The 18,054-nt window shown below is 44.6% G+C and carries 16 protein-coding genes; 7 read left to right on the top strand and 9 right to left on the bottom strand.

Annotation, left to right across the window (positions count from 1 at the left end; genetic code table 11):
* From VF500_RS19355 to VF500_RS19340, 4 genes are all read left to right on the top strand, one after another.
* The coding region (locus VF500_RS19355) for a chorismate-binding protein (RefSeq protein WP_330861255.1) at positions 1 to 154 on the top strand (154 nt) is incomplete at its 5' end.
* Between the two features lie 73 nt (positions 155 to 227).
* Positions 228 to 881 carry an aminodeoxychorismate/anthranilate synthase component II gene (locus tag VF500_RS19350; protein ID WP_330861254.1) on the top strand — a complete coding sequence of 218 codons (654 nt, stop codon included), beginning with the start codon at positions 228 to 230 and terminating at the stop codon, positions 879 to 881.
* A 170-nt stretch (positions 882 to 1,051) separates the two neighbouring features.
* Complete coding sequence (gene trpC, locus VF500_RS19345) at positions 1,052 to 1,834, top strand: indole-3-glycerol phosphate synthase TrpC (protein ID WP_330861253.1); 783 nt, start codon at positions 1,052 to 1,054, stop codon at positions 1,832 to 1,834.
* A 1,010-nt stretch (positions 1,835 to 2,844) separates the two neighbouring features.
* Positions 2,845 to 8,205, top strand: a complete 5,361-nt coding sequence (locus VF500_RS19340) for a PKD-like domain-containing protein (RefSeq protein ID WP_330861252.1) — start codon at positions 2,845 to 2,847, stop codon at positions 8,203 to 8,205.
* 16 nt (positions 8,206 to 8,221) lie between these two features.
* Here the strand turns inward: VF500_RS19340 and VF500_RS19335 are convergent, their stop codons facing one another.
* The 4 genes from VF500_RS19335 to VF500_RS19320 all read right to left on the bottom strand — a co-directional run bounded on the left by VF500_RS19335 (position 8,222) and on the right by VF500_RS19320 (position 12,943).
* Positions 8,222 to 8,413: a hypothetical protein gene (locus VF500_RS19335; RefSeq protein WP_330861251.1), complete on the bottom strand. Its 192-nt coding sequence runs from the start codon at positions 8,411 to 8,413 to the stop codon at positions 8,222 to 8,224.
* A 347-nt stretch (positions 8,414 to 8,760) separates the two neighbouring features.
* The gene (locus VF500_RS19330) at positions 8,761 to 9,534 is read right to left on the bottom strand and encodes a GDSL-type esterase/lipase family protein (RefSeq protein ID WP_330861250.1); all 774 of its coding nucleotides are present in this window, start codon (positions 9,532 to 9,534) and stop codon (positions 8,761 to 8,763) included.
* 13 nt (positions 9,535 to 9,547) lie between these two features.
* Positions 9,548 to 10,732 carry a P1 family peptidase gene (locus VF500_RS19325; RefSeq protein WP_330861249.1) on the bottom strand — a complete coding sequence of 395 codons (1,185 nt, stop codon included), beginning with the start codon at positions 10,730 to 10,732 and terminating at the stop codon, positions 9,548 to 9,550.
* A gap of 90 nt (positions 10,733 to 10,822) precedes the next feature.
* Positions 10,823 to 12,943, bottom strand: a complete 2,121-nt coding sequence (locus VF500_RS19320) for a prolyl oligopeptidase family serine peptidase (protein WP_330861248.1) — start codon at positions 12,941 to 12,943, stop codon at positions 10,823 to 10,825.
* 344 nt (positions 12,944 to 13,287) lie between these two features.
* Between VF500_RS19320 and VF500_RS19315 the strand changes: the two genes are divergently transcribed.
* On the top strand, positions 13,288 to 14,043 hold the full coding sequence (locus tag VF500_RS19315) for a hypothetical protein (RefSeq protein WP_330861247.1): 756 nt from the start codon (positions 13,288 to 13,290) through the stop codon (positions 14,041 to 14,043).
* A gap of 120 nt (positions 14,044 to 14,163) precedes the next feature.
* On the opposite strand, the gene VF500_RS19310 is transcribed toward VF500_RS19315, so the two are convergent.
* Positions 14,164 to 14,511 (bottom strand): hypothetical protein, encoded by a 348-nt coding sequence (locus tag VF500_RS19310; protein WP_330861246.1) that lies wholly within the window; start codon positions 14,509 to 14,511, stop codon positions 14,164 to 14,166.
* 11 nt (positions 14,512 to 14,522) lie between these two features.
* Positions 14,523 to 14,765 (bottom strand): hypothetical protein, encoded by a 243-nt coding sequence (locus tag VF500_RS19305; protein ID WP_330861245.1) that lies wholly within the window; start codon positions 14,763 to 14,765, stop codon positions 14,523 to 14,525.
* Between the two features lie 116 nt (positions 14,766 to 14,881).
* On the opposite strand from VF500_RS19305, the gene VF500_RS19300 reads away from it, so the two are divergent.
* On the top strand, positions 14,882 to 15,637 hold the full coding sequence (locus tag VF500_RS19300) for a UDP-2,3-diacylglucosamine diphosphatase (RefSeq protein ID WP_330861244.1): 756 nt from the start codon (positions 14,882 to 14,884) through the stop codon (positions 15,635 to 15,637).
* A 20-nt stretch (positions 15,638 to 15,657) separates the two neighbouring features.
* Here the strand turns inward: VF500_RS19300 and VF500_RS19295 are convergent, their stop codons facing one another.
* Together VF500_RS19295 and VF500_RS19290 are read right to left on the bottom strand one after the other, a co-directional pair.
* Positions 15,658 to 16,002 (bottom strand): SHOCT domain-containing protein, encoded by a 345-nt coding sequence (locus VF500_RS19295; RefSeq protein ID WP_330861243.1) that lies wholly within the window; start codon positions 16,000 to 16,002, stop codon positions 15,658 to 15,660.
* A gap of 129 nt (positions 16,003 to 16,131) precedes the next feature.
* A complete protein-coding gene (locus VF500_RS19290) occupies positions 16,132 to 16,281 on the bottom strand; it encodes a hypothetical protein (protein WP_330861242.1) in 150 nt (49 codons plus the stop codon).
* 12 nt (positions 16,282 to 16,293) lie between these two features.
* Between VF500_RS19290 and prfA the strand changes: the two genes are divergently transcribed.
* A complete protein-coding gene (prfA, locus tag VF500_RS19285; RefSeq protein WP_330861241.1) occupies positions 16,294 to 17,367 on the top strand; it encodes a peptide chain release factor 1 in 1,074 nt (357 codons plus the stop codon).
* Positions 17,368 to 17,559: 192 nt separating this feature from the next.
* Here prfA and VF500_RS19280 read toward each other — a convergent pair.
* Positions 17,560 to 18,054 (bottom strand): S1 RNA-binding domain-containing protein (locus tag VF500_RS19280; RefSeq protein WP_330861240.1); only part of this gene is annotated, 495 nt, incomplete at its 5' end.

The raw sequence follows: 18,054 nt of genomic DNA, 5'->3' as shown, positions 1-18,054 counted from the left end.
TATGATCCGCTCATTTTTGAGCAAAAACAATACGCTGCATTACCAGGCAGGTGCAGGTATAGTGGCCGGTTCCATACCTGAAAGCGAACTACGGGAGGTTGATACCAAGATCTCGGCCTTAAGAAAGGCTTTTGAGTTGGCGGAGGAGTTGTAAGCCCCCTAACCCCCTAAAGGGGGAACAATGGTGGATAATAAATTTTGACAAATATTTTTAAGATATAAATAAAATGAGCGAAAATGCAAACATCCCCATCAAGGACCAGAGGGATACAATAAATGAAAATATAAGCACCCCCTTTAGGGGGCGGGGGGGGCGAATCCTAATAATAGATAATTACGATTCTTTCACCTACAACCTGGTGCATTTGGTTAATGAGCTTGGCTTGGAGTGCGAAGTTTGGAGGAATGATCAGTTTGCCATTGAAGAAGTGGAGGCTTTTGATAAGATCATCCTTTCGCCGGGCCCTGGGATCCCGTCTGAGGCTGGTTTGCTGTTGGATGTGATAGAAAAGTACGCGCCCACAAAAAGCATATTTGGCGTATGCCTCGGTCAGCAGGCTATTGCCGAAGCATTTGGTGGCAGCCTGTATAACCTTAACCAGCCTATGCACGGTATAGCAACGCCAATAAAAGTTACCGATGGCGGAGAGGAGCTTTTTGCCGGCTTACCCGAAAGTTTCAAGGTTGGGCGCTATCACTCATGGGTGGTAAGTGGTAATGACCTGCCCGATTCATTGCAGGTTACCGCTATTGATGAGGCCGACAATTCCATCATGGCGCTTAAGCATAAACAGTACGATGTACGGGGCGTACAGTTCCATCCCGAATCTATCCTGACCGATTACGGTAAGGAAATGATGCAGAACTGGCTAAAGGCTTAGTTTTAAGGAATAATGATAACTTTGAAAAATTAAGATAATTTAAAAATGCGTCATTACGAGGTACGAAGCAATCCCAAACTATACAGGGCGGCTCTGCCAATAGGGGATTGCTTCGTACCTCGCAATGACGGTTTAAATAATATTCCCCCTTTAGGGGGTTAGGGGGCTTTATGACCATACTTGATAAAATAGTTGCCAATAAAAAAAGAGAAGTTGCTTCGGCAAAAAAACGTACATCGTATACCGTGCTTGAAGAGTCGGAACATTTTCACCGCGATACATATTCGTTCAAAGAATTTCTGCTTGATCCGGCACGTACCGGTATCATAGCCGAATTTAAGCGTAAATCGCCATCAAAAGGTATTATTAATGATAAGGTGAGGGTTAGCGCGGTTACAACAGATTACGCCGCTGCAGGCGCTTCCGCCCTTTCTGTATTGACCGACCGTAACTTTTTCATGGGCCGCAAGGCCGACCTTGTGAAAGCCCGTGCGGTGAATAGCATTCCTGTTTTGCGCAAGGATTTTATGATAGATGAGTACCAGGTGATAGAAGCCAAGTCGTTAGGTGCGGATATCATTTTATTGATAGCTGCCATACTTACCCCGGCCGAAATTGATACCATGGCTAAGCTCGCCAAAAGTATAGGCTTGAATGTATTGCTTGAGGTACATAACCTGGAAGAACTGGAACGCAGCATCAACCCCAACCTGGATGCTATCGGCGTAAATAACCGTAACCTGGCCGATTTTACCGTATCTGTAGAAACCTCATACAAATTGGCCAAACACATCCCTGCCGAGTTTATGAAGATCTCGGAAAGCGCCATCAGCGATCCCGAAACTATCCGTCACCTTAAACTGGAAGGTTTTAATGGGTTCCTTATCGGCGAAACTTTCATGAAACAACAGGATCCCGGGCAGGCTATGCGCGATTTTGTGGCCCTGTTATAAGACTATTGCTAAATCCGTTAATATAGGAAAAAAAGCGGGGCTTGTGCGATTCCCTCCCCTGGGTTTAAGTTTACCCACAAAATCTAAATGTGTGCTAAACAGTGGTTGGAAAGCAAGTTTACGATCACGAGACTCCGCTGGAGTCCAAGATATCTTTAAATTTTATCTATAAACACGTGGCCTCTCTGAGCCAGCTTGGCACGTCAGTCATATTCATTATGTTATAAACATCACCGGCCCCCATCGGGGCCACGTGTTTATAGCGCTAAAGGGACATATTTTCCGGCTCCGTAGGTGCCTCGTGTTGAAATTCATGTTGGTGAATTTTGTGGGTAAACTTAAACCCCTGGGGGAGTGTAGGGAGGGGTTTCAGCGAGATGCCTTGTCGTCACAAAGGTGTATAAACCCCTCCCTGCCAACACGCAAACCTAACACGCCCCTCCCAAGGGAGGGATTGTCAAATCATGTGCTATTACAGTCGCGAGTTCAAGCGTCTTTCGCTTGAATTATTACTCAAGTAAGCGTCCACGCTTACCTTTTTGGTGTCGTTATGCGAGAGTGTGCGATTTTTAAAGCATATTAATCAGAATACAACAACCCTGCTCTCAAGAGGGGGATTTTTAAGATCTCTTATTCATTTAATTGATTAGGACAAGGGTTGTGGTCTGCCAACTGGCACTCCAGATACAATACAGCTTACCGTGAAATGGTTACCCGGCTGTTCAGCTAATTGTATAAAATACACTATTAAAATTTGTTTTGACGCCCGGTTATTTCTTAACCGGGCATTTTTTTAACCAGTAAAAGAAATACTTTCAGCCTGGCTCCATTGTTCATTTTATTCATGTTTTATCGAACATATTTTTAGTATTTTACGTATAAAGGCACACATCATTGCCAGGTTGGTATAAAATAAGGTATTTATCTGCCAATCTTAAAACTGTGCTCAATAAGGGGAGTCGTTAAAAATGAGCCGCTTGCAGCCACATTTATTGAGTATAAAGAGACTTATGAAGAACATTAATAAGCCGTTACTTGTACTATTCCTGCTGATCCTCATTCCATTTGCCGGGTATAGTCAAACCTGTACACTAAACGTAACTATATCTTCCCCATCAAGTACCATTTGTTCCGGAAAAAATGTAACATTAACTGCCAATGTAAGCGGTGGCACAGGCCCTTTCACCTATGTCTGGAACACCGGCGAAAACACAGCATCTATTGATGTAAACAAGGGAGGCACTTATACGGTTACAGTAAGCGATAAAACTCCCGGTTGCCAGCCAAAGTCTACCACTTTTCAGGTTGCTGCTGTAGCATCTCCTAATCCGCCTACGGTTGGTAACCAGGCTGTTTGCCCTAATACATCGGCAACCTTAACGGCAACCGCGCCGGGCGGTACCTATCAATGGTATGATGCTAACGGCAATTTCCTGTTCACCGGTAATCCATATGTAACGGCCCCAATTACCCAGGCTACAATTTTTTATGTAGAAACAACTGTAGGCAGCTGCACCAGCACCAGAAGTACAGCTATTGTTTATGTAACCGGCGGGCCAGGTATTCAGTCAGATCCAGTGTGTTACGGATCTCCTGCAATATTAAAAGCATCCGGTGCTAATAGTTACGCCTGGTATGCCAATGCTTCGGGTACAGGCACCCCATTAAGCAATGATGCTACTTTTACAACTCCTGTTTTATTTGCAAACACTACTTATTATCTTTTTACTGTAATTAACGGCTGTACAAGTTCAGGTATTCCTGTAGTTGCCAGGATAAATGCCCCGCCTGCCACTCCGGTGGTAAACCCTGTCAATAATAGTGTTTGTTCGGGAGCCTCTATCAACCTGCACGCAGATGCCTCAGGAGTAGTAGAGTGGTATGATGTGCCATCGGGAGGAACGCCGCTAATTTCAAGTCCGGATTATACAACACCGGTACTCTCGTCGCCGGTAACCTATTATGTGCAAAACCGGGTAGGTGATTGTACAAGCAACCGTATAGCAGTACCAGTATCTGTAACGCCAATACCTGCGGCCCCGTCTTCACAATCGCCGGCTACCTGTTACGGTACCAGTATTAACTTAACTGCCGACCAATCACCCACCGGTACCTATGCCTGGTATACGTCAGCAACAGGCGGCAGCGCGATACGTATCGGCAATACTTTTCAAACCCCGGTTTTAACAAGCAATACAACCTATTACGTTGAACATACTACCGGCAGCTGTACAAGCGACCGTACCCCGGTAACCGTTACCGTTACCCAGGCACCGGATGCTCCAATCGTACCTGATGGGCCGGTGATCTGCAATGGCTCATCAACCCCTTTAACCGCCACCTCTCCTGCACAGGGCGCAACTTTTCAGTGGTTTACCGCAGCTACCGGCGGCAATGCTATTTTTTCGGGCGATACCTTTACAACCCCTGCTTTAACAGCTACCACCACTTATTACGTTCAAACAACTGTAGGGACATGTATAAGCGACAGATCAGCAATTACAGTAACCGTACTTGACGCTATCCCGGTTCCTACAGCGCCGGGGACGCCAACATGCTCCGGCACTTCGGCAACACTTACAGCAACCGGCTCTCCTGATGACTATGAATGGTATGACCAGCCAACCGGCGGTAATCTTCTGATAACCGGCAATACCTATGTTACACCTGAGCTAACTGCAAATACAACTTATTATGTGCAAAGCACAGCCAATGGCTGTAGCAGTCCGCGTGTTGCAGTAACAGTGCAGGTTAATCCACCGCCTGCCGCACCTGCTGTAAACGGCACAGCAACGATATGCCCGGGTGAATCAGCCAGTTTAAGCGTTCCGGCTTCGGGCGAACCTATTCGATGGTATACCGATGCCACCGGAGGTACGCCGGTGTATACAGGTAATACCTATACCACCGATCCTTTATTTGCTCAAACAACTTTTTACGCCGAGGCGGTCAACGGTTCATGTATTAGTGCGCGTACTGCTTTTACAGTATCGATAACTCCAGTCATTGATCCGCAGTTCAGATATCCATCGGGTACTATCTGTACTTCGGGAAGCAATGTTTCACCAACTATTTTTAATCCGGCGGGAGGTACTTTTACGTCGACACCTGCAGGGCTTGTTTTTGTAAGCAACACTACCGGCGAGATCAATGTAGCGGCAAGCACATTAGGAAAATACACCGTTATTTTCACCTACGGCGGTACGTGTGCAGGGGCAGCCAGCCAAAGCATATCTATAGTAACAACACCCGATGCCCGCTTTTCATATAATAGCCCGATCTGTAATGACGTAAAAAATCCCCTGCCTTTATTTCAGACAGGGGCCAGCGCCGGTATTTTCAGCGAACCATCAGGTAACTTGAAATTTAAAAATGCAAGTACCGGCGAGATAGACCTGGCTAACAGTCAGCCGGGAACATATACCATAACCAATACTATAGCCGCGAGCAGCGGTTGTGCGCAAAGTATTGCTACCGGTACAATAACTATTTACAATAAAGTCACCATATATGCCGGGCCTAATCAAACCCGACCACCGGGTGTTCCGATACAGTTGGCCGGCAGTTCAAGTACAACAGCAGTGAAATGGACCGGCGGGGCGGGTACATTCTCTGATCCCACACAGAAGAACGCTGTTTATACTCCTGCTGCAGGCGAGACGGTAGCTAAACTTACGTTAACCTCAGATGACCCTGCCGGCCCTTGCGTTTCAAAATCAAGCACAGTTACCATAACTATCAATCCGGTACCCGCCGCGCCTACAGCACCAGGCAAAGCTGTTTGTGTGGGCAGTACAGCCACCCTCATAGCCACCGCGCCGGGCGGTACATACCGCTGGTATAGTGATGCTACTGGTGGTACAGCCCTTAAAACCGGCCCTATATTTACCACTCCGCCAATACTTAATGACATTACTTATTATGTTGCAACAACTGTAGGCGGTATTACCAGCGCCCGTACGCCCGTACTGGTTCAGGCAGTGCCCGCTCCAGCAACACCCACTGTTAACACAAATAACAAGGCAACAGTTTGCCAGGGTCAATCTGCAATACTTACTGCAAGCGGCTCAACCGGTACTTATACCTGGTATAATCTGCCAGTTGGAGGCACCCCAATACATCAGGGCAACCCTTTCCCTACAACTCCGCTAACTATCAACAGGAGTTATTATGTGGAGACTAAGGTTAATGATTGTACCAGTGAGCGTACCAAAGTTGATGTTGTAGTTACGCCTGCCCCGAAAATAACAAGCGGCGCCAACGATGTTGTATGTAGTGGTACCGCGCTAAATTATACCATGACAGCCGATCAGCCCGGCACAACTTATTCATGGGACCGCCCCGCCGTTACCGGTATCAGTAACACCGCGGTAACCGGACAAACAACAAGCTCAATTACCGAAACACTGATCAATACCGATCCCAATGGTGCCGCGATTGATGTAATTTATAATATAACACCGTATTTAAACGGCTGCCCCGGGCCCGTATTTCAATATACAGTAAAGGTAAATGCCACCCCTGTTGTTACAAGCGCTCCGCCCGACCCGGTTTGCAATGGTACAAGTACCAATTACCAGGTTAAATTTAATACTCAGGCAACAAGCTTTACCTGGAGCCGGGAAGCTGTTACGGGGATCAGCAATGCCACGATAACCGGCCAGGCCGCGCCTATCATAAAGGAGGTGCTTTACAACACTACCAATGATCCTATTGATGTTATTTATGTTTTTAATTTTAAAACCAATGACTGTCCGGGAGCGCCATACCAGCTTAAGGTAACGGTTAATCCGGGGGCGGTAATTACCAATACGCTGCCGCTCACGTCCCAGGCATGCAATAATACGCCGCTGGGGCTTACTTTAACATCAAATATATCTTCAGCTACTTATTTATGGAGCAGGCCGGTTGTACCCGGCATCAGCAATGCCGCGGTTACCGATCAAACAGCAAATCCCATTAATGAAGCACTGGTTAATACCACAACAAACTCTATTCAGGTTCCTTATACCATAACGCCTGTAGCGTTTGGCTGCCCGGGTACTCCCGTTAAGTATACAGTAACTGTAAGGCCCCAAACAATACAGATAGACGGGCATAGCAACACCCCCGTTTGTGAGGGCAGTGATATTGTGCTGCTAACCCAGCCCATAGCGGGTACCGTGACATATTTGTGGACAGGCCCCAATAATTACAGATCGGAAACTCAAAGCCCAAACACAACCATTCCAAACGCTACAGCCGCCAATGCGGGCACGTATTATTTATCGTTGGTGGTAAACGGCTGCCCGGGCGAACCAAGCCCTATACCGGTTGTGGTAAACAGTATCCCAATGGTTGATGCAGGCCCCTCACATTCAGAATGTATTAGTGTGCCATTCATACAACTTGCAGGTAGTGTTAGCAGGACAGGGATCTGGAGTGGCGGCGCAGGGGGAACTTTCGCTAAGCTGGATGATCCCACAACACAATACTTTCCATCGGCTGCAGACAGGGCTGCAAAGTCGGTTACCTTAACCCTTACATCAACCGGCAATGATTGTGCGGCAGTACACAAAGATGTTACCATTACATTTGCGCCAAGCCCCGGGGCAGATGCAGGCCCGCCAAGCATTGATAATGTTTGTAACCAAAATCCGATGGTAGCATTAACCGGCCAGGTGTTTTCAGGCACCACCGTAAAATGGACCTCAGCATCGGGCTTAGGTAAGTTTATCCCTTCGGATAATGTGCTTAATCCAACCTTTCAGCCCGACCCTATTGATATCGCCAATGGCTCGGTTAAATTAACGCTTAGAGCAACCCAGGCCGATGATTGTCATACACCTACTGATGATATCACCATTAACTTTGTTCCGCCTCCAACCGTGCAGGCCGATGCCGCCGGAGATACGAGATATGTTTTAAAAGATCATACCATCACCTTAAATCCTGTAGTAGGCAACGAAAATGTAACCTACGAATGGACTCCGGCGACAGGTTTAGACAATACTACTGTTAAAAATCCCGTTGTAACCGGCGATCAGGATATCACTTACCAGCTTAAGATCACTGATAAATCAAACGGCTGTGTTAACTTTAGCCAGGTTGCAGTTAAGGTTTCGCCGGTGATAAACATCAGCAATACCTTTACCCCCAATGGGGATGGGATAAATGATTACTGGGAGATCAAAGGTCTTGTCGCTTACGAAAACTGTACGGTTGATGTTTATAACCGTTACGGGCAACCTCTATTTCATTCTGTTGGATATCCTAAACCATGGGACGGCACTTACCAGGGGAAACAAATGCCATCCGGTACTTATTACTATGTAGTAAATACAAAGATGAATAATCAGGTTCTTTCGGGCTATGTAGTGATTTTACGATAGCTAATGTTATCGTAACTTAAAGTAGTTTTAATAGTATTAAAAGCGTCACAAACGAAAATACAGCCATATTCATGAACTGTTTTGCCCGTTGGTTTGCCTGCACAATTTCGGACGCGCGGCCATTGTCGATAAATCGGTAATACCTGCGGCTATAACCGTATGATATGATGAACAGGATTAAAGGGATGTAAAGCAGTAAATATTTCATTAACATAAAATTAAACATAGCGCATATTTTTATCTAATGGTTAAGATAAACTGAACGGAATGAACAAAACAATTTTGTTCAGGTTCCTGCGCTTTTTTATTGGCTGTTAATTTAAATAAATAAGAGATTTTTAAAAATCCCCTCTTGAGCGTGCGCACAACGGGAACGGCAAGTGTTGGGAAGATGAAATTTGCATAAAAAAACAAACAAAATCTATGTCATTGTGAGCGTAGCGTGGCAATCTCGTAGCCAATGTATGTCCGATCTGCATAGCTACGAGATTGCTTCGTCGTTCCTCCTCGCAATGACATGGTTTTTAAATCAACATCCCCAGCGATAGGCAATACTTATTTAAAATTCCGCTTCACTATTTTGTTGATAGCCATTCCCCAGAAGTTGCCTAAAGCCTCTGCGCCCTTTTTATTGGGGTGAAGGTAAAATGTGCCTTGCTTGCCATTTTCGGGGGTCAGATCCGTCAAATGATTTTTTTCAAAATAGTCGAACGCTTTGGTATCCCCAACAAAAACCTGTTTAGGGTTTGTAGCGGCGTAGGCTTTTACAAGTGCATCTATCATCGGCACATAGCTCTGCAACCGGCTTAGGCCTTCCTCTAAATATTTTGACCCGTTGTATGTATTAGGGCTGTACCATAGCGGATGCTGAAAAATGATAACCGCCTTCGGGAAATCGGCTAATAGCTTATCAACTATTTTTTTTAAGTTTTTTTGATAATCTTCGGGCGATACAGGCGCTCCGTGCGGCCCGTGTATAGCACTGTCATTCGTGCCAAGCTTTATCGAAAATATCAGCAATGCATCCTTATTGGTAAAAGCACTGGCGGCGGCTTCAACTTTGGTAAAAGTACCGGTGCCGGGCAAAAAATCAAGCGTGGTGTAACCGCTATGCCCCTGGTTACTGAAGCTTACCGTATCCAGGTTCTTTTGTTTTTGCAGATAAGCCGCGGCTGTTGCGGGCGGGGCTTCAACAGCCGGATTTGCAAGTTGTGCTCCCTGGGTTATGCTGTTACCTATGAATACGATGCTGAGAGCGGGCTTTTTATGCTGTGCAAAGGCCTGATTAATTGAAAACAGAATAACGATGAATAGAAGCCGTTTTTTCATGTGGGTTATAAAATCATTTTACAATGTTGTACTTTTTTAGCACCCGCATTACGGCATCATGTGGCAGGGCATAAGCCTTGTTGCCATTAATGCCTTCCATGGTATCGGCAGCAACCATGGCATTGATGATAGCTTCTTCAACAGATTGTACCGTAGCCTCATACAGCGGATTGATCTGGTCATTTGCAAGCATTTCAACCCGGGTACTGCCTGTTCGGCTAAAAGCATCCGGGTTAGCCGTTGAAAATGCAAGGAAAATATCACCGGAACCATTTTCTCCGCGGCCGCCTACTTTTCCTACGCCTAAAGCAACCCGCTCGGCGAGCCGCTTCAACTGATGTGGCAGTAAAGGTGCATCTGTAGCCAATATTACAATGATACTGCCATCGCCTTCCTGGTGTTTTGATTGCGGCGGGGCTTTAAATTCATAATTCAGCGTGTCTTTTAATTCCCGACCAACCGGCGCACCCGCAATGGTAAGGTTCTTCTTTCTGCCAAAGTTTGATTGTACTAATACCCCTAAAGTATAGGTTTTATCATTTATTGTAACAACTCTTGATGCTGTACCTGTACCGCCTTTAAACCCCAGGCACATCATCCCGGTGCCGCCGCCTACATTTCCCTCTTTTATAGCACCGGAAGCAGCATTGTTCAGTGCATCAAACGCGTTGCTTTCTTTAACCTGGAAACCGTAAATATCATTCAGCCCGCCGTCATAAGTTTCGGCTACTACAGGATAGGTATACCAATATTGTTCGTTGCCGTACCAGCTTGTATTTACAAACCACTTTAATACGGCATCGCGTACTACGCCTACACTGTTAGTATTGGTGATCATGACAGGGGTTTCCAAAAAGCCCGATTCTGTTAACCAGGTGGTACCTGTCATTTCACCGTTGCCATTTAAGGTATACCAATTAGCAAAAACCGGATGGTGGCTAACCTTACCATTTGGAAAAATAGCCGTAACCCCGGTACGTACAGGCCCTTTGCCAATTATGTTCTTTCCCGATCCGGAAGTGATTGTACTGTAACCAACTTCAACGCCCTGCACATCAGTAATAGCATTGTACTTGCCGGGGATACCTTCAAAAGGGATACCGATATCGCGAGCCCGGGGCTTTTGCGCAAAGGTACTTATTGCCAAAAGCAGAAACACAGGTGTACTAAAATAGCGGAGGCTTTTTAAGTGTATCATGGTGATGGATTTAGTTAATTAAATATATCCACAATATTTTAGTTTTAAGCCCGCTAACCATAAATGACCATATGCAATTGGCAAATTACATCATTGCCATTTAACACCCATATTCCAGAACATGAAAGCCCATTTATCAACTTGTCCGTTTATAAGCTGGGCCGTGCTTTGCCCTGCTCCATGACCTGCATTGGTTTCAATACGAATAAGCGTTGGTGCTGCGCCCTGCTGGTATTCCTGTAACCGCGCTGCAAATTTGAAGGAGTGGGCAGGTACTACGCGGTCGTCATGATCGGCAGTGGTAACCATGGTAGCCGGATAAATGCCAGGTTTAAGGGCATGGTACGGCGAATAGTTATAAAGATATTTAAACATCTGCTCCGAATCTTCGGCGGTGCCATAATCATAACTCCAGCCGGCTCCGGCAGTAAATTTATTATACCTCAGCATGTCCAGTACACCTACGGCAGGGAAAGCCACTTTAAACAGGTCGGGGCGCTGGGTTAACATGGCGCCAATAAGCAGGCCTCCGTTCGAGCCTCCCGAAACAGCCAGGTAATCCTTTGAGGTATATTTATTTTTGATGAGGTATTCGGCCGCGGCTATAAAATCATCAAACACATTTTGTTTTTTTAGTTTGATGCCTTTGCGGTGCCAGGTTTCGCCATATTCGCCACCGCCGCGAAGGTTAGGTACTGCGTAAATGCCCCCATGTTCAAGCAATATGATATTTGATGTGCTGAAAGCCGGGGTTAAGCTAACGCCGAAACCTCCGTAAGCATACAGCAATGTTGGGTTTTGCCCGTTAAGTACCGTCCCTTTTTTATAGGTGATGATCATCGGCACCTTAGTTTTATCCTTTGAGGTATAAAATACCTGCTTTGATTCATACTGCTCAGGATCAAACTTTGCCCCCGATTTTTTATAGACCACCGAATTACCGGTTTCAATATCCAGCTTGAAAATAGTAGGCGGGTAGATATAATTGGTAAAAGTGTAATAAGTTACCTTTTCTTCCTTCTTTGTACCAAAACCCGAAGCCGAACCGATTGATGGCAGCTGAATAGTACGTTCAAGCTTGCCTTCCATATTGTATTGTTTGATGAGCGAAGTTGCATCCTGCAAGTATTCGGCAAAAATTTTCCCTCCTCCGGTGGTGGCGCTTAATACATTTTTAGTTTCCGGGATCAGGTTTTTCCAATGGGTAATGCCAGGTTCGGCAGCATCAACCGTAACAATTTTAAAATTGGGCGAGTAAATGTTGGTGAGGATATAAAGCTTACTCCCCACATTATCCAAAACGCTGTGCTGATTATCAAAGTTGTTCACAATGTTGATGATCTGGCTACCAGGTTTGCTCAGGTCCTGGATATAAAGTTCATTACCAGTTGTTGAGGTGGCAGCGGTGATGACTAAAAAGCGTTCATCTTCGGTAAGGTAAGCGCCTATGTAACGGCGGGGTGTTTTATCGCCACCAAAGACCAGCATATCAGTGGTTTGTGGAGTCCCGAGCTTGTGATAGTAAAGCTTATGAAACTGTGTCATCCCCGAAAGCTGGCTGCCCTCGGTTGGTTTATCATAGCTGCTGTAATAAAAGCCGTCGGTACCGTGCCATGCCAGCCCGCTGAATTTTACATCTTTCAGCGTATCGCCAACAACACTTTTATCTTCGGTGTTAATAACGATGACCTTACGCCAGTCGGAGCCCCCTTCAGAGATCTGGTAAGCTGCAAGCTCGCCGTTTTTGGTAAACTCGATGCCCTGCAGTGAGGTTGTGCCATCCGCGGAAAATTTATTGGGATCAAGGAAAACTTCGGGTGTGCCGTTATCACCTAACTGGCGGTACAATACATTCTGGCTTTGCAGGCCATCATTTTTATAAAAATAGATGTATTTACCTTCCTTAAAAGGAGCGCTGTACTTTTCATAGTTCCATAAAAACTCAAGGCGTTTATGTATTTCGGCGCGGTATGGGATCTGGTCGAGATAGTTGAATGTTACTTTATTTTCGTCCTGTACCCAGGCCTTGGTGTCATCGGCATGGTCATGCTCAAGCCAGCGGTAAGGATCCGGCACCTGGGTACCAAAATAGGTATCAACAACATCAACTTTTTTTGCTTTGGGGTATGGGAGTGTTTTTATAGTCATTTGTGCATGTGTATAGCTGCAAAATAAAACAGCTAATGCTAATAAACAGAACGTTTTTGTCATGGTAGTTTAAATTACAGGCAACTAAAGATAGCCATTCAAGTTGCATTGACGCAAGGCAATAACGGTTCAAAAGGTTAAAAGTTGTTAATTTTGCGGCTGGTTGCTGTTTAATTGGTCGTTGCAGGCTATATTAGCGGCGTAAAAAAACTGCGGTAAAGTAAGGGCAAATAACTAATAATTAATCCCTTAATTATTTACAGATAGTAACTGCTGTGATTTTTTAGTCCGAAACCGGGCTTTGGTATCACATAAGTATCAATAATAATGCGTTTTTTTACACGTTTGCTTTGCAGCTAAGTATGCAATGGCAAAACTTACGGTAATACAGTTACATAATAACAAAGATGAAACAAACCCTTACTTTTTTTACAGCAGCCCTTTTAATACTGCTGGCATTTACTTCAAAAGCTCAGGATACCAACGATAAAGATGATGAAACCAAAGTAAAACTTAAACCTTATGTAGGCTTAGGCATGGGGATATCATATCCATTCAGTAATTTCAGCAAAGCAGACTACAGCAACAACAAATCGGGCTTTGCAAACAGGGGTGTTACTTTTCAACTGGATGGTGCATATTACATCCACAGAAATTTTGGTATCGGCTACACCTTCTCATACCAGGATCAAAGCAATTTTTCATATGATGACGACCTGATATTATCTCAAGGTTATACTACCGATTTTAAAGCAGATCAGGGTACTGTGACGGCAGATAAACGTTACCGCAGCTTTAACCTTTTGGTGGGCCCGCAATATACTTTTGTATGGCGCAGCTTATCGTTTGATGTAAGGGCATCGGCAGGTGCTATCAAAAGCCAAACTTCGCCGGTGTTAACCATTACCGTTACCGGTGTTGATGCACAAACAGGCAGTATTACCCAGGAAAGTGCTAAAGGCTACGCTTTTGCATATGGCGGCAGCGCGGCAATCAGGTTTGATATGGGTGCTGGCTGGGGCTTATCGCTTAAAGGCAACTATGTTAATTCACCGGGATATAATGTAACAACAACGGGCCGTACTTTAAATGTTGGCCGTTTGGTAACCAAACAACCAATTACCGAAGGACAGGTAGTATTTGGCTTATACAAAGCATTTTAATTTAAAGCTAAATGCACAAGGCCGAAAGCTAATAAAAACTCTGAATAAGATTATTCTATTATAAACAGGAAAAGTAGATCAATGATCTGCTTTTCCTGTTTATAGATGCTTGGTAAGCTATCAGTTAACCGTGATCTGGTCCGGTTTATCGGCCACAATTTCGGGCTGGCCTTTAAAAAGTTCAAATGTACCGGTTGCACATACATGCTTGCCTTTTATACTGGATAGGTCAAGCTTTATTTGACTGCCCTTTACCGCTATGGTATATTTTTGCCTTGGGTAGGCTGCGCCCATGTTTAATAGCGTAAGCGTATCGCTTACCGCTTTATATGAGTAAACAGTATCGCACAAAGTACCTACTTTGCCTATATTGCTTTTAAAATCGGCTACGGTAAAGCCCTTAGATTGTGCCGATACTTTGCCTGCAAAAATGACCATAATTAGTGCCGGCAGTAGTAATTTTTTCATTGTTTAGTATATCAGTGTTTTAATGATTGCTGATCATCGTCCTTTTTATCCGGTGCCGGGGCATAACCATCCTCAAAGTTTAAAGTAAATGACGATTCGGATGCGCGACTGGCGGCGTTCAATCCGGCTACATCCGGTTCGCTGTTGTCAATTATTTCGTTGCCGGTATCCTGGCCTTCATTTTGCTCAAATTCGTTACCCGGATCTTTGTCCTCCTGGGCGTCATCAAGATTTGGATTTTCGGGGATTGCCATAATTTTAATGTTTTAGTGTATGGTGAATAACCACTAAGGTACGCTGTTGTTTTGTGGTTATTGTGTAACAATCTTTATCTTTTCTGTTTGGCGGTTAAAACGTATTTTTGCCGGATATGCCGGTTCGCGACAAACTCTATTTTGCTTCTGATTTTCATTTGGGTACAGGTACATACGCCTCAAGTCGCCAACGCGAAGATAAGATAGTGCGCTGGCTTGATAGCATTAAGCATGACGCCGCCGAAGTATTTCTGGTTGGCGATGTTTTTGACTTTTGGTTTGAATACAAATCGGTAGTGCCCAAGGGCTATATCCGTTTCCTGGGCAAACTTGCCGAACTTGCCGATGCAGGTGTAAAGCTTTACCTGTTTAAAGGTAACCACGACATGTGGATGTTTGATTATTTTGTGGAGGAATTTGGCGCTACCATTATCAGCAATGAGTTAAAAATTGAGCGCGGCGGTAAAAAGTTCTTCATTCACCATGGAGATGGGCTTGGCCCCGGTGATAACTTTTATAAATTTTTAAAGGGATTTTTCAGAAGCGGATTTTGCCAGTGGCTGTTTGCGCGGATCCATCCCAATCTTGGTGTAGGCATAGCCAATAAGTGGAGCCGCCACAGTCGCGATACCAACCAAAAGAAGGACAATCCCAAACCGGGAGAACAGGAGTGGCTGGTGAATTTTTGCCGTGAAGAACTAAAAACTAATTTTTACGATTACCTTGTTTTTGGCCACCGTCATATTCCGCTCGATATCCGGTTAACCCCGCAAAGCCGCTATATCAATCTTGGCGAATGGATCACACAATTTTCCTATGCTGTTTTTGATGGTCATGAGCTGAAGCTGGAATATTTTGAGAAAGCCGATTAATTAAAGGCGGTCGTTAAACCTTAATATTGGCCTCCGTAATTGGGTTTTAAAATCCTTGATTTTTGAGCATTATACTCCGACTCGGTTATGGCTCCGCTATCAAATAATTGCTTGAATTTTTTCAATTCGTCTGCCGATGATTGTGGCGGAAAGTTGTAAAAGTTTTTATCTGCAACCTTTGGGGTGCAATAAACAATTATTATCCCTATAAAATTAAGAAACAACCCTAAAAACAAGCCTGGAATTGCGCCGATAGTTCTTTTAGAACCGGCATTATAGCCCCATACCGGAAAAATGATTATTGATCCGAGGCTCACAAGAGAGACAATAATTAAAATGATTTCGGGTGCGCCTAATCCGCCCATAGTTTTAAGGTTTAGATATATTAAAATAATAGATCTAATATATAAACAAGTTTTTTCATATAACAGCTAAATATACATTGCTCATCATTTTCAATAAGCTACCAATGTTTGATGATTGTAATAAACTGATTAGCGCATAGGTCTGTAACGATATGAACCATCTTTCTTACAGAAAAAATGCGTACTTTTGTGCACTTTTTGCAGCAAGCCTGTAAACCGCCCCGAAACGTTAAATATTTCATAAGCCGGTTCAATATCAAACAGTTTTAGCTGCATCATTATTTATAGTATATGTTAGATAAATTAGAGCTGATATACGAGCGCTGGAAAAATGTTGAAGGTGAATTGAGCAATCCTGAAGTAATGCAGGATATGAAGCGTTTTGCCCAGTTAAATAAAGAATATAAAGACCTTGCCAAGATTGTTGATGAGTATCATATCTACAGCAACATCATGAGCAATATCGATACCAACAAAGAGATCCTGGCGACCGAAAAGGACGAAGAATTTCGCGAAATGGCCAAAATGGAACTTGATGAACTGCTTGCTCAGCAGGAAGTAAAGGAAGAAGAAATTCGCCTGATGCTGATCCCTAAAGATCCAGAAGATTCTAAAAATGCCATTGTGGAGATCCGCGGCGGTACGGGTGGTGATGAAGCTGCCCTTTTTGCCGGCGACCTTTACCGCATGTATATGCGTTACTGTGAAAAACGCGGCTGGCGTACCGAACTGGTTGACTATACCGAAGGTACCAGCGGCGGCTATAAAGAGATCGTATTTAACGTAAACGCCGAAGACGCTTACGGAACCCTTAAATATGAATCGGGCGTGCACCGCGTACAACGTGTACCCGATACCGAAACGCAGGGCCGTGTACATACATCTGCAGCTTCTGTAGTGGTATTGCCCGAGGTTGATGAGTTTGATATCGATCTGCAGGTTAGCGATATCCGTAAAGACCTGTTCTGTGCTTCAGGGCCGGGCGGTCAGTCGGTAAATACTACCTATTCTGCCGTTAGGTTAACCCACCTTCCTACAGGTATTGTTGCACAATGCCAGGATCAAAAATCGCAATTAAAAAACTACGATAAAGCTTTACAGGTATTACGTTCGAGGGTGTATGAAATGGAGCTGCAAAAGCACCTTGCTGAAACATCCAAAAAACGTAAAACCATGGTATCAACCGGCGACAGGTCGGCCAAGGTACGTACCTATAACTATCCTCAAGGCCGTTTAACCGAGCACCGCATTGGTCTTACTATTTACAACCTGCCAGGCGTACTTAACGGTGATCTGCAAGAGATCCTTGAATCGCTTCAGTTTGCTGAAAATGCGGAGAAGTTGAAAGAGGGTACAGTAGCGTAAGTATCTGTTAGATGATATAAATAAAAATCCCCAGCCTGATGGTTGGGGATTTTTTGTTTATGGATAAAAAACGTCATTGCGAGGTACGAAGCAATCCCCAATTAGTAGAGCGGCTATGCAAAGCTTCTCTGTATAGTTTGGGATTGCTTCGTACCTCGCAATGACGCCTTTTAAAAGCATCTGATTTTTATATTATAACTTAAACTTCCCCTTCAATGCAGCCAGTTTCAAAGCCATATCTGTTTCCGGTTCTTTTTCAACCCTTTTATTAAAGCTTGGCTTGTTATTACCCTGAGGACGGCGGTCGTCGTTACGGCGCTGATTTGATTCGCTTTTGTCGTTCTCTTTCATGGATAGGGCAATACGCTTACGGTTCACATCAACCTCCGTAACAGTTACCTCAACCTTTTGGTGTACTTTCAATACCTCGTTAGGGTCTTTAATGTAACGGTTAGTGATCTGGCTCAGGTGAACAAGGCCATCCTGGTGAACACCGATATCAACAAAAGCGCCAAAGGCGGTGATATTGGTTACAATACCCGGCAGTTTCATTCCTACCTTCAAATCGCCTATGGCATTTACCCCCTCGGTAAAGCTGAATGCCTCAAACTGTTCACGAGGGTCGCGGCCCGGTTTGGCAAGTTCGGCCATGATATCATTCAGGGTAGGCAAACCAACTGTTTCAGA

The organism is Mucilaginibacter sp. (genome assembly GCF_036383575.1).
Classification (GTDB): Bacteria; Bacteroidota; Bacteroidia; order Sphingobacteriales; family Sphingobacteriaceae; genus Mucilaginibacter.
Note: the sequence above shows the minus strand (reverse complement) of the source record. Positions and strands in the feature narration are given on the sequence as shown.

Excerpts from the sequence above, each read along its gene's own strand:
- VF500_RS19350 (WP_330861254.1), top strand. The coding sequence starts at position 228 with ATGAGCGAAAATGCAAACATCCCCATCAAGGACCAGAGGGATACAATA.
- trpC (WP_330861253.1), top strand. The coding sequence starts at position 1,052 with ATGACCATACTTGATAAAATAGTTGCCAATAAAAAAAGAGAAGTTGCT.
- VF500_RS19340 (WP_330861252.1), top strand. The coding sequence starts at position 2,845 with ATGAAGAACATTAATAAGCCGTTACTTGTACTATTCCTGCTGATCCTC.
- VF500_RS19335 (WP_330861251.1), bottom strand. The coding sequence starts at position 8,413 with ATGAAATATTTACTGCTTTACATCCCTTTAATCCTGTTCATCATATCA.
- VF500_RS19330 (WP_330861250.1), bottom strand. The coding sequence starts at position 9,534 with ATGAAAAAACGGCTTCTATTCATCGTTATTCTGTTTTCAATTAATCAG.
- VF500_RS19325 (WP_330861249.1), bottom strand. The coding sequence starts at position 10,732 with ATGATACACTTAAAAAGCCTCCGCTATTTTAGTACACCTGTGTTTCTG.
- VF500_RS19320 (WP_330861248.1), bottom strand. The coding sequence starts at position 12,943 with ATGACAAAAACGTTCTGTTTATTAGCATTAGCTGTTTTATTTTGCAGC.
- VF500_RS19315 (WP_330861247.1), top strand. The coding sequence starts at position 13,288 with ATGAAACAAACCCTTACTTTTTTTACAGCAGCCCTTTTAATACTGCTG.
- VF500_RS19310 (WP_330861246.1), bottom strand. The coding sequence starts at position 14,511 with ATGAAAAAATTACTACTGCCGGCACTAATTATGGTCATTTTTGCAGGC.
- VF500_RS19305 (WP_330861245.1), bottom strand. The coding sequence starts at position 14,765 with ATGGCAATCCCCGAAAATCCAAATCTTGATGACGCCCAGGAGGACAAA.
- VF500_RS19300 (WP_330861244.1), top strand. The coding sequence starts at position 14,882 with ATGCCGGTTCGCGACAAACTCTATTTTGCTTCTGATTTTCATTTGGGT.
- VF500_RS19295 (WP_330861243.1), bottom strand. The coding sequence starts at position 16,002 with ATGGGCGGATTAGGCGCACCCGAAATCATTTTAATTATTGTCTCTCTT.
- VF500_RS19290 (WP_330861242.1), bottom strand. The coding sequence starts at position 16,281 with ATGATGCAGCTAAAACTGTTTGATATTGAACCGGCTTATGAAATATTT.
- prfA (WP_330861241.1), top strand. The coding sequence starts at position 16,294 with ATGTTAGATAAATTAGAGCTGATATACGAGCGCTGGAAAAATGTTGAA.